General features: G+C 56.9%; 9 protein-coding genes and 1 pseudogene. 7 read left to right on the plus strand and 3 right to left on the minus strand.

Going from position 1 to position 12174, the window contains the following annotated elements:
• Positions 1-173: 173 nt before the first annotated feature.
• Positions 174-2441, minus strand: coding sequence for a primosomal protein N' (locus BF12_RS0104770; RefSeq protein ID WP_051510741.1), 2268 nt, complete (start codon positions 2439-2441; stop codon positions 174-176).
• 206 nt (positions 2442-2647) lie between these two features.
• Here BF12_RS0104770 and rpmE point away from each other — a divergent pair, with 206 nt between their 5' ends.
• Both rpmE and BF12_RS0104780 read left to right on the plus strand, forming a co-directional pair.
• Complete coding sequence (rpmE, locus tag BF12_RS0104775; protein ID WP_024951285.1) at positions 2648-2860, plus strand: 50S ribosomal protein L31; 213 nt, start codon at positions 2648-2650, stop codon at positions 2858-2860.
• A gap of 538 nt (positions 2861-3398) precedes the next feature.
• Positions 3399-4667: a malic enzyme-like NAD(P)-binding protein gene (locus tag BF12_RS0104780; protein ID WP_024951286.1), complete on the plus strand. Its 1269-nt coding sequence runs from the start codon at positions 3399-3401 to the stop codon at positions 4665-4667.
• 211 nt (positions 4668-4878) lie between these two features.
• Here the strand turns inward: BF12_RS0104780 and BF12_RS0104785 are convergent, their stop codons facing one another.
• Complete coding sequence (locus BF12_RS0104785) at positions 4879-5643, minus strand: DUF481 domain-containing protein (RefSeq protein ID WP_035159073.1); 765 nt, start codon at positions 5641-5643, stop codon at positions 4879-4881.
• 146 nt (positions 5644-5789) lie between these two features.
• Positions 5790-8302 (minus strand): annotated as a pseudogene (locus BF12_RS18730) (penicillin-binding protein 1A).
• Positions 8303-8555: 253 nt separating this feature from the next.
• Here BF12_RS18730 and pilM point away from each other — a divergent pair.
• The 5 genes from pilM to BF12_RS18735 form a co-directional block, all read left to right on the plus strand.
• Entirely contained in the window at positions 8556-9617 is a 1062-nt protein-coding gene (gene pilM, locus BF12_RS0104795; RefSeq protein ID WP_024951288.1) for a type IV pilus assembly protein PilM, read from the plus strand.
• Complete coding sequence (locus BF12_RS0104800) at positions 9614-10204, plus strand: PilN domain-containing protein (RefSeq protein ID WP_024951289.1); 591 nt, start codon at positions 9614-9616, stop codon at positions 10202-10204. The genes pilM and BF12_RS0104800 overlap by 4 nt, the downstream gene beginning before the upstream one ends.
• Positions 10201-10833: a type IV pilus inner membrane component PilO gene (locus tag BF12_RS0104805; protein ID WP_024951290.1), complete on the plus strand. Its 633-nt coding sequence runs from the start codon at positions 10201-10203 to the stop codon at positions 10831-10833. Before BF12_RS0104800 ends, BF12_RS0104805 begins: the two co-directional genes overlap by 4 nt.
• A complete protein-coding gene (locus BF12_RS0104810; RefSeq protein WP_024951291.1) occupies positions 10830-11381 on the plus strand; it encodes a pilus assembly protein PilP in 552 nt (183 codons plus the stop codon). The genes BF12_RS0104805 and BF12_RS0104810 overlap by 4 nt, the downstream gene beginning before the upstream one ends.
• A 153-nt stretch (positions 11382-11534) precedes the next feature.
• Positions 11535-12174 (plus strand): AMIN domain-containing protein (locus BF12_RS18735; RefSeq protein ID WP_156941133.1); only part of this gene is annotated, 640 nt, incomplete at its 3' end.

The raw sequence follows: 12174 nt of genomic DNA on the forward strand, positions 1-12174 counted from the left end.
TCGCGCTTCCATCGCCGGCATGACGGTGACAGAAGCTGCAGGCGGTAGGCCTGCGATGCAGTAGGGGGGTGCGGATAGGAATGCACTATGGGTGTCATTATCACCGATCCGGCGTCTTGCTTAAACCGCCGCGGGCAATCACATCGCGATCAATCGGCGATCAATGGCATGACTTACGCCATGCCGATGGGATCTATGTCCAGTGACCAGCGCAGGCGACGGGCGTCACGGTCCTTCTCGCACAGGGTCACTAACCAGGCAGCGGCTTCGTGCAAGGCGCCACGTTTATCGGCGCGCAACAACAACTGCGCATGATATCGGTTCTGTCGACGCTCCATTGGTGCCGGTACCGGTCCAAGGCAGTCCACGCGCAGGCTGGAATCTGTCAGATGTTGGCGAAGCGCGGCGCCAATCTTGAGCAGCCATTGCTCTACTTGTTGCTGATCCGGCGCTTCAGCGCGCAATAGCGCCAGATGACTATAAGGAGGCAATTGCGCAACGCGTCGTTCTTCGAGCAATTCGCTGGCCAGCTGCGGATAGCCGGCCTGAATCAGTGTCAGCAGGTTAGGGTCTTCGGGGTGCCGTGTCTGAATCAGCACTTCGCCGGGGCGTTCGGCACGCCCCGCACGTCCGGCGACCTGTATCAGCAGCTGGGCCGATTGCTCCAGTGCACGGAAGTCGGCGGCATATAGGCCACTGTCGGCGTTGACCACGACGACCAGCGTGACATGTGGGAAGTGATGGCCCTTGGCCAGCATCTGTGTTCCGACCAACAGGCACGGCTCGCCGCGACGTATCACGGCGAGTGCCTCGCTCATCGCATCCTTGCGCTGCGTGCTATCGCGATCGATACGCAGCACCGGCACGTCGGGGAATTTTTCGCCCAATAGCTCTTCGGTGCGTTCGGTACCGGCTCCTTGCGGGCGTACATCACCGCTGCCACAGGCAGGACAAGCATCGGGCAGCGGACGGGTACGCTCACAGTGATGACATGTCAGCTGAGGTGGATGGCGATGCAATGTCATGCGTGCATCACAATTATCGCACTCGGCCAGCCAGCCACAGGCATGACAGGTGAGGGTCGGTGCGAAGCCGCGGCGATTGATGAATACCAGCACCTGATCGCCCTGGGTAAGACGCGTCTCGATGGCCTCAAGGCTCTGGGTCGAGAGACCGCCAAGCGTCATGCGCCCGCGGAGATCTATCGGATGCAAACGTGCGGGTTGGCTGCGACCGGCACGCTGATACAAATGCAGATGTACGAAGCGTCCCTCGCGAGCGTGACGCAGACTCTCGAGTGACGGCGTGGCGCTGCCCAGCACCACGGGAATGCCTTCCTGCTTGCCGCGCACCAATGCCAGGTCACGAGCGTGATAGCGCAATCCATCCTGCTGCTTGAAGGAGCCATCGTGCTCCTCATCGACAATGATGACGCCAAGCTTGGCCATGGGGGTGAAGATCGCGGAGCGCGTGCCAATCACGATGCGCGCCCGTCCACTGCGCGCGGCTTCAAAGCCATCGAGGCGCTCGCCGTCACTGACACCTGAATGCAGCATGACCTGCGGGACGTGGAAGCGTCTGCGAAAGCGTTCCAGCGTCTGAGGCGTAAGGCCAATTTCAGGCACCAGCACTAGCGCCTGACCGCCGCGGTCCAGCACGGCCTCGATCAGTTGCAGATAGACCTCTGTCTTGCCGGAGCCGGTGACGCCTTCCAGTAGCGTCGGACTGAAGTGACCAAGCCCTTCGTGGAGACGTGCCAGCGCGCGTCCCTGTTCATCATTGAGCGAGAGATCAGGTTCGGCGAGTACCCCTTTATGTGCGTGTTCAGGGCGAGTGCCGGTGACGGGTTCTTCGAGAGAGGTAATCAAGTCACGGCCACGCAGGGTTTCCAGCTGCTGGCGAGTAAAACCCTGGGCAGTGATAGCAGTATGGACTAGACCATGGCGATGCTGGGCCAGTAGCTCCAGGAGTGCGATCTGACGCGTCGCGCGACCCAGGCTGGCCGGTTCAGTGGCGCGGCCCTTGTCTGTCAGATGCCAGCGTTCTCGGGTACGTGCTTCCAGCACACGGCCCTGCCGCAATAGAGAGGGCATGGCTTGCGCAAAGGTATCGCCCAGCGAGTGCTGGTAATAACGAGCGGTGAAGCGGCACAGCCATAGCCAGTCAGCAGGTAGCGGCTCATCGTCGATGACTTCAGTGACAGGCTTGAGCTTCTCCATCGGGAAGCTCGACTCCGTGCGTAGCTCGGCAATCACGCCGACGAGTTGACGCCGCCCAAATTCGACACGCACGCGCAGGCCTGCCTGCCAGCCATGACGAGGAGGATTGCGCGCAGGAAGGTAGTCGAACAGATCGCGTAGCGGTCCGGGAATCGCAATGCCCAGCACACGCCCCGGCAGGTAAGCAGCAGTCTTGTCGGTAGTGTCAGGCACGCGGAACATCCAGTTGTGAAGGTCGAGAGGCACCATGCAGTCTACAGAGTGTTGCCACGAATAAACGGTACAAAGTTTGGTCTTGCGGCAGATGGCTGGTAAAATGCGCGGCCTTCCGTCGGAGTCGGCGGAAAGACCGGTTATCATCCAAAACCCGTGTACGGTGCCTGGCAAGTGATCAGGTGGCGGTGCACAGCGACTTGAGGCTACACATCATGAGACAGGGTATCCATCCGGACTACCAGCGCCAGACCGCTACTTGTTCTTGCGGCGCGCAGCACGAAATCAGTTCCACGGCCAAGCAGACTTTCGCGCTTGACGTGTGCTCTGAGTGCCACCCGTTCTACACCGGCAAGCAGAAGCAGGCTACCACCGGTGGTCGCGTTGAGCGCTTCAACAAGCGTTTCGGTGCTGCCATCAAGCGCTGATCCCTCAGCTGCTTGTCGCTTTCATGTCCTCGTGGCGTGAACAAAAAACCCGCTTGCGAGCGGGTTTTTTTGTGCCCGTGTGTTGGGCTGCCCGTCTAGGTGGCTCAGGTGGCTCAGGTGGCTCAGGTGGCTCAGGTGGCTCAGGTGGATTACGGGGAATCGTACAAGGTAATACCTGCTTAAGAAGAGTTATACGCTGCACAGGCTAGCTAAATTGTTTCCATTTTAGCACTAGTGCGACCTTCGCTCTGCATCAACCCGCATGGATCATTCATACTGAGCGCGTTGCCAGCAGAAGGCAGGTATTTCTAGCGAGAAATGGCCTGGAATTGAGCAGATTAGTGCGTTATTCATTACCAGTGATAAGGAAAGGATTATGGATGAGCGCCTCATCCATAACGTTAGACGAATGGCTAAAATTTTATTTTAAACTATCGTTTTAAATCCTTTTATAACAGCAAGTTGCGTCGGTTGTTCGGAGGTGCGTTTTTCTATATTCTGGAGGCAGCCAACCCAGTCAAAATACCGGATGACACGCATGTCTGATGCCATGAAGAAAGCAGCACTGCAATATCACGCTGAACCGATTCCTGGAAAGCTGTCCGTCGAGCTGACCAAGCCGACCGAAACTGCCAAGGATCTGGCGCTAGCCTACAGCCCGGGCGTTGCCGAGCCGTGTCGCGAGATTGCTGCCGATCCGGAAAATGCCTACCTGTACACTGGCAAGGGCAACCTGGTTGCCGTCATCTCTGATGGCACAGCCATTCTGGGGCTGGGCAATCTGGGCCCGCTGGCTTCCAAGCCTGTCATGGAAGGTAAGGGGGTGTTGTTCAAGCGTTTCGCTGGTATCAACTCTGTTGATGTCGAAATTGATGCCGAAAGCCCGCAAGCCTTCATTGATACCGTTCGTCGCATCGCGATCACTTACGGTGGCATCAATCTGGAAGACATCAAGGCGCCGGAGTGCTTTGAAATCGAGCAGGCGCTGATCGAGCAGTGCAACATTCCGGTCTTCCATGATGACCAGCACGGCACGGCCATCGTCACCGCCGCCGGCATGCTCAACGCACTGGATATTGCGGGTAAAACGCTGGCAGATGCACGTATCGTGTGCCTGGGTGCTGGCGCAGCTGCTATCGCCTGCATGAAGCTGCTGGTCGCCAGTGGTGCCAAGGTCGAGAACATCTTCATGCTCGATCGAAAAGGTGTCATTCACAGCGGTCGTGATGACTTGAATCAATACAAGGCGATGTTCGCGACTGAGACTGAGCTGCGTACGCTTGATGATGCTATCGACGGTGCCGATGTGTTCGTTGGTTTGTCAGGCCCGAACTTGCTCAAGGCTGATCAGCTCAAGAAGATGGCTGACAAGCCGGTCGTGTTTGCCTGCTCCAACCCGGACCCGGAGATTCATCCGGACATCGCACGTGAAGCACGCCCGGATGTCATCATGGCGACAGGCCGTTCTGACTACCCGAACCAGGTCAACAACGTACTGGGCTTCCCGTTCATCTTCCGTGGCGCACTGGACGTACGTGCAACGCGCATCAATGAAGAGATGAAGCTGGCAGCCGTGCATGCTCTGAAAGACCTGGCTCGTGAGCCGGTCCCTCAGGCAGTGTTGGATGCCTACGAGATCGATAGTCTTGAATTTGGCCCGGGCTATATCATCCCGACTCCGATGGACACGCGTCTGCTCGAACGTTTGCCGGCTGCTGTGGCACAGGCTGCGATTGATTCCGGTGTGGCACGCAAGCCGTACCCGGCGCACTATCCGCTGACCAATACTGATCAGGTCTATGGTTAAGCGCACGACTCAGTGCATAGCCGAGTGCATGGTTGAACAGTGATAGGTGAAGTAAGGGCCTGTTAGCTGAATTGACATGAAAAAGCCCTCGCCGAATTTCCGGCGAGGGCTTTTTGTTGGCTGCTTTAGTGTCACGATCTCTGCCGGCCGCATTTAATGGTCAATGCAACGTTGGCGATTTGTGACAAGAATTCATCAAGTGAGACATTGATCAGAAGCTGTAAAGAATGGAAGCCGCCGTCGTGGTATCCGTCTTGGCATCGGTATCATCTGGCGGGCTGGTGTTGTTCTTGATCTCGTGGGAGAGCTTCAGTGCAAGACTGGCATTGATGGAGACGGTCAGTGCGGTATAGCTGCGACTGATCACGTTGTCACGCGTGGCTTCCATCGAGAACTGTTGCTCGAATTTTGAGGTGTCTGACAGCTGCCAGCGGTAGTCCATGGCTGAGTAGCCAAGGATGTAGTTCTCGTGATCGCCGTCCGTGATGTTGTCGTAGCGATAACCAGGCCCCGCCTCGACCGAGAGGATATGCTCAGGGCCAGAAAGTAGCCGGATGCCGTAGCCACCAATGGAGGTAACCTGGTCGTCATAGCCGGAGAAGCGCTCTTTCTCCCAGCGCATCAGACCGAAAGCATAGCGATTCTGACCGAGGTCGTAGCGCTCGCGCTGGCCAACCAGATACTGCTCGGTGGTGGTCTCATCGCCGCTGGAGACATGTTTCGCTTCCATGCGGAAGGTATGTGTCCAGGGTCTGAGATGCCAGGACAGGCTCGCCTTGCCCAGCAGCGTTTCACTGTTGGAATTGCCGGAAAGCTTGGTGAATCCCAGCTCCGCTTGACCACTGAAGGGTTCGGAGTCTTCGCTGGCGGGCGGTGGAGCATAAAACAGACTATCGTCGGCGACGGCCTTTTGCAGCGGAAGCAGGGCCAGGCACAGCAGTGCAGTCATGCGCAGTGCGGGCAATGGGTGAAGCATGCGGACTCCGGACATGGTTGAGGGGCATGACATCATCATTGAAAAAATGACGCTATTGAGATGAAAGAAGAGCGACCAGTGGCCGCTCTTCTCGAGACTCGCCGCCAATCAGATGACTTCGACTGGCATGCGCTGTGTGGATCAGATCAGAAGATGGCCTCGAAAGTTCCGGTGCCTTCCGATCCACTTTGTTCTTCCAGTTCTTTGCGCATGGTGCGTTCCTGATACGGCGGTAGATGGTCCTTGCGGAACAGCTCGCTAATGCCACCCTGTCCGCTATGAAGACGCTTGCCGGTATCTGGGTCGATGGTCGCTGTCACGATGCCGCTGGGACGTTCCATGGTAGCTGATGGCATGTCTTTCAGGGCGCCACGCATGTAGTCGACCCAGATGGGCAGTGCTACCTGCGCGCCATATTCCGCTAGCGTATCGTTTGAGTCCTTTCCGACCCAGACCGTGGCGACCAGGTTGCTGTTGAAGCCGGAGAACCAGGCATCACGCTGGTCGTTGGTGGTGCCGGTCTTGCCTGCCAGGTCATCACGACCCAGTGCTAGAGCGCCACGGCCAGTCCCACGCTTGATGACGTCTTGCATCATGTCGCGCATCAGGTACATGGCTTCCGGCGAGACAACACGCTCGGCCAAGGGGTACTGACGTCCATCACGATTGACGGTCACCATGCCCGGCGAGCAATTGGAACAGGCTACAGCGGGATGCGCTTCGTAATCGATATCATCATCGCCACGCGTTACGGTATCGATATACCAGGGTTCGACGCGGAAGCCACCATTGGAGAGCAGCGCGTAGCCTCGTGCCATCTCGAGAGGTGTCAGCGACGCACTGCCGAGTGCCAGCGACAGCCCATTGGGTAGCTCATCGCGCTTGAAGCCCAGCTTGACCAGGAAGTCGAGGGTCTTGTCGAGGCCGACAGTCTGCAGCAAGCGAATAGACACCAGATTCAATGAGCGATATAGGCCAACCCGTATACGTGTAGGCCGGTAAACTTGCCGCCGGCATTCTCCGGCCGCCATAACTTGCCGCCATCCTTCATGACGACCGGGGCGTTATTGATGATGGTCGCGGGCGACATGTCACCTTCCTCAAGCCCGGCAAGATAGACGAAGGGCTTGAAGATGGAGCCTGCTTGACGACGTGCCTGGATGGCACGGTTGAATTTGCTGGCGGAATAGCTGAAGCCGCCTTGCAGCGCAAGGATGGCACCGCTTTCAGGATCCAGTGACACAATGGCCGATTGGGCATCCGGCAACTGGCCGAGACGGTAGCCATCTTTTTGCTTGATGACACGTACCAGGTCACCTGACTTGGCAATGTCGGCTGCCGAGCCTGGTACGCCGCCGCGCCACTTGGCGCTCTTGTACTCGCGCGCCCACTTGAGGCCGTCCCAGTCGAGGGTGGCCACGGTCGAATCATCGAGCAGCACCTTCATCTGCTTGCCGTCGCTTTCCACCACAATCGCAGCCTTTAGCGGGCCGTAATCTGGTGTGCGATCCAGTACTTTCAACCAGTTTGAGACATCACGATCGATGCCCTCGATGCGCTTTTCGCTCTTTTTGGCAGCTTGCTTGGCAGTTTCAAGAACTTCCGGCGTTTTGGACAGTTCTTCTTCGAGTCCGGCCTGATCAGTCTGGTCCTGTGCTTCTGCCAGCGAGGCAGAAATGCCTGACTCCTCAACACCTCTCCAGCCATGGCGCGTGTCATAGGTAATCAGGCCTTTTATCAGTGCGTCACGTGCTTGTGGCTGCAGCGTGCTGTCGAGAGTTGTAGTGATGCGGACATTATCGGTGTAGGCCTTGTCGCCAAAGCGATCAACCGCAAAGCTCCTTGCCATCTCAGCGACATAAGGCGCCTCTACTTCTGGCTTCGTGTAGTGGCGGGCTGCAGTGATCGGCTCCTCGACGGCTTCTTCATAGGCCTGCGCTTCAATGTAGCCCAGGTCTTTCATGCGTAGCAGAATCCAGTTGCGACGGATCAAGGCGCGCTGAGGGTTGGTCAGCGGATTGAAGCTGGACGGTGCCTTGGGTAGGCCGGCGAGCATAGCTTGCTCGGCGAGCGTCAGCTCATCCAGAGACTTGTCATAGTAGGTGCGTGCTGCTGCCGCGATCCCGTAGGCACGGTGACCCAGGAATATTTTGTTGACGTAGAGCTCGAGGATTTGCTGCTTGGAGAGAATCTGCTCCATCTGCAATGACAGCAGGATTTCCCGAATCTTGCGCGTGAAGGTCTGGTCCAGCGTCAGCAGGTAGTTACGAGCCACCTGCATGGTGATAGTACTACCACCAGACTGGATGCTGCCGCTGGAGGCTAGCTGAACCGCAGCGCGCGCCAGGCCTTTCGGATCGATGCCCGGATGCGAGAAGAAATTACTGTCTTCTGCGGCGAGCAGTGCGTCGACGAAAGATTTGGGTATTTCGTCGTAGGTCACAGGAATACGCCGCTGATCACCATATTCACCGATCAGCTTGCCGTCGCGCGTGTAGATGCGCAGTGGTGTTTGCAATTTGGTGTCTTGAAGCTGATGAACATCGGGCAGGCCTGGCGCGAAATAGAGAGTGGCGCCGACAATGGCCAGCAGTCCCGCGGCACACAGTGACATCAGCAGCCAGAACACTGGCGAAAATAGTCGTCTTAATAGCTTCATGGGCAAGACAGGATCCGTGAGTAATGGGAAGCGAGTGGCTGCGCGGGGGTTGGCAATTCCATTGCTGGAGCATTATAAGTAGCGGGCCCAGATGCGGCCAGCGTTGAACCCCGACTTCCGCGTCTGTTGTGTTATTCTTGGAAACATAATGTAACATCTTGGAATGATAGAGGGATGTCGCGGAGACGTCGTCCAGGAACCGGCGGCCAGCTAGTCTGGCAGGATCGTCATCAAAGCAGGGGAATGCCAATTGCTGGGACTTAAATCTGCCGGCAAGGGACTGATTGGGGTCGATATCACATCGGCTACGGTCAAGCTCCTGGAGCTGTCCAGGCAAGGGAATCGCTACCAGATCGATAGCTATGCTGTGCGCCCGCTTAAAGAAGGCGCTGTCGTCGAACGTCGAATTCGTGACATGGACGAAGTCGTGATGGCCATAAAGCGCGCTGTTGAGCAAGCCCAGCCGCGCTCGAAGCGTGCTGTCGTAGCTGTGCCGGCCAGTGCTGCCATCACCAAGACGCTGAGCTTTCCCGCCAATCTGGCTGATGACGAGATCGAGCAACGCATTGCGCTTGAATCCGAGAAGCACTTCCCTTTCCCACTTAACGATGTTGCGTTCGACTTCCAGCATTTGGGAATCAATCCCCGTAATCCTGAACAACAGGATCTGTTGCTGGTGGCATGTCGTAGCCTGGATGTAGATCAGTTGACATCTGCTTTGGTTCAAGCGGGTCTCGAACCTGCTGCGGTGGATGTCGAGACATTCTCGCTTGAGCGTGCCTTTGGCGAGTTACGCCATCAGCTGCCGCCGACCTACGATAACGAAGAGTGCGTCGCCGTGGTCGACATCGGTGCGACCATGACGGCATTCCATGTCATCCAGAACGGGCGCATCGTCTATAGCCGTGACGCCGTGTTCGGTGGTCGTCAGTTGACCGACGAAATCATGAACCGCTTTGACCTCTCCAATGATGAGGCAGGCCTTGCCAAGAAACGTGGCGGTCTGCCCGAGACCTATGACAGCGAAGTGCTGGGTCCGTTCCGCGATACCCTCATGCAGCAGATTGTCCGTTCTCTTCAGCTCTACTACACCGCCGGAAAGCGCCGAGAGGTTCAGCGCATTTTGCTGGGCGGCGGCACTGCGGCGATTATTGGGCTGCGAGAAGCACTCGCGGAGCAGACGGGGCTCGAGGTGATGATGGCCAACCCGTTCACTCATATGAGCGTTAACCCGCGTGTTGATATTCAGGCACTGGCAGGGGATGCGCCTGCGATGCTAACGGCATGTGGCCTGGCAATGAGGAAGCGGCCATGACCATCGAGATCAATTTACTATCGTGGCGTGAAGAGCGACGCGAGATGCGCAGCAAGCGCTTTCTTGGCGTACTGGCGATGGCTGCGATCGTGGGCATTGGTGCTGGATACGGCATGAGCGAGAACTACCAGAGCCAGCTCGAGGCGCAAAAGCAGCGCCACGCCTATATCGAGAAGGAAATGGCGCGACTTAATCGTGATATCAAGGAAGTCGAAGATATAGAAGTGCGTCGAACCCAGATGCTGGCGCAGATTGAATTGATACGCAGTCTACAATTCTCGCGTCCCGAGACGGTGCGTGTCTTCAATCAGCTGGTATCGACGCTGGTTGACGGCGCCTGGTATCAGAGCATCAGTCGCGGCGGCCGTCAGATTAAGGCCAGCGGTACTGCTGAAAGTACGCGACAGGTCTCCGGCCTCATGCGCACGCTGGCATCATCAGAAATCTTTGGTACACCCACGCTTTCTGATGTGCAGAGCAATGATGATGACCAGCGCAGCTTCAATATCATGATTCCGGAGCGACCCATGTCATCCGCGATTAGTGATCCTGAAACGAAAGCCGCCAAGAAAGGAGGCCGGCAATGAGTTTTATCGATGCCGAAGTTCGTCGCCTCAAGTCTACCGACTTTCGTGATCTTGACCTGAAAGAAGCGGGCATCTGGCCGATTACGCTACAGGCAGTACTAGCGCTGATAGTGCTGAGTGCGCTGTTCTGGGTGTCTCACTGGTTCTTGGCGGCTCCGAAAGCAGAAGAGCTTGAGAAACTACGGGCTCAGGAAAGCCAGCTGCTGAGGCAGTTCGAGAGCAAGGCCTTCAAGGCAGCCAATTTGCCGGCAATGCGCGAGCAGATGAAAGAACTTGAAACGCGGATGGAGCAACTGCTGGAAATGTTGCCTACCGACGCTGAAGTTCCAGCACTGCTCGATGATATCAGTGAGGCTGCTATCAGCAACCAGCTTGAAGTGGAGTATATCCGTCTCAAGCCAGCCGAGAATCGAGATTTCTATGTTGAGCAGCCTTTCGATATCAAGGTGCGCGGTGACTACCATCGTATTGCCGCCTTTATTTCCGGCGTTGCTGGGTTGTCACGCATAGTCACGTTGCATGATTTCATTCTCACGCCGATAGGCGAGAGTGATGAGCTTGAGCTGTCGCTATTGGCCAAGACTTATAATTACCGTCAGACGACGGCTGCATCGGGAGGCAAGAAATGAGCCTGATGAATCGTCGAGAATGTGTGATTGGGAGTGCGCTACTGCTGACAATGTTGGTAGGTTGCGGAGATCCGCAGTTGTCAGCTCTTGAAGGGGAGCTTGAGTCTTTGAGGGGGCGTCCTTCCGGGCAGGTCCAGGAGCTACCGCCTCAGCCCGTGTATCATCCGGTCACCTATGACATGGCTGATGCTCGTAGCCCGTTCCAATCTCGTTTGCCAGAGCCGGAAGAAGAACTTACTGCAGTGGATAACGGTGTGCGTCCGGATCTGGATCGTGCGCGTGAACCTCTTGAAGCCTGGCCGATGGAGCAACTCAGCATGGTAGGCACTCTGGATGTCGACGGCACGCGTTCTGCGCTGATCCTGACGCCAGCGCAGGAAGTGCAGCGCGTTCGGGTCGGGAATCATATGGGTAGTAATTTTGGCAGAATTGTCCGCATCGGCGATACGCAGCTCGATATGATAGAGATAGTGCCCAATGGTCAGGGCGGCTGGATTGAGCGCACTCGGGCGATGGCGCTGGCGGAGCCCGTGCAGAAGGGCGGTTAAGGTCGATAGAGTAGGCAGCCAGGCATATTGTCACGGAAGACGAGCGGTCGACCTTCAAGGGACAGCGACCGACACCATTACGCTTCGATAAGAATAAGGCGCGCTCAGCTCCAAGGCTGAGCGCAGTCATAGCGAGACAGGGGACTAGGGAACATGACGCGATTGAAACAAATGAGTCTGCTGGGGCTTGTGGCCTTCGGTACTTTGATGGCGAATGCGGCGCTGGCAGCCTCGACGCTGAAGGACCTGGAGTTCACCTCGCTGGGCGGTGATCGCATGGAACTCAAACTCGACTTTGCCGGTGGCGTACCGGAAGTCAAAGGCTATCGTATCGAGACTCCGCCGCGTATCACTATTGACCTGATGGATACCCACAGCCAGCTTGAGAAGCGTCGCTTTGATCTGGGCCTCAATGGCGTGGATGAGTTGGTGGCCCTTGAAGCGGGCTCGCGGACGCGCCTGGTCATGAAGCTGAATCAATCCAAACCGTATGTCACACGCACCGAAGGCAATAGCCTCTATGTCATCATCGGTGAGCAAGGCGGCCCAGTAGCGACTCAATCTTCTGTCGCTGCGCAGAACAATGCTCCAACTGCTTCCAATGATGCGCTCGAAGTAGCTAGTGAGCCTTCTATCAGTGGTATTGATTTCCGTCGTGGGACCGAAGGCGAAGGGCGTGTCGTGCTCAACTTCAATCGCTCCAACGTCGAGTCTCGTGTAACAGAGCGGGGTCGCAAGATTTATGTCGACCTCAAGGGCGTCAAACTCCCGCCTTGTAGTGGTCAAGTGTTTT

The organism is Cobetia crustatorum, from assembly GCF_000591415.1.
GTDB lineage: Bacteria > Pseudomonadota > Gammaproteobacteria > Pseudomonadales > Halomonadaceae > Cobetia > Cobetia crustatorum.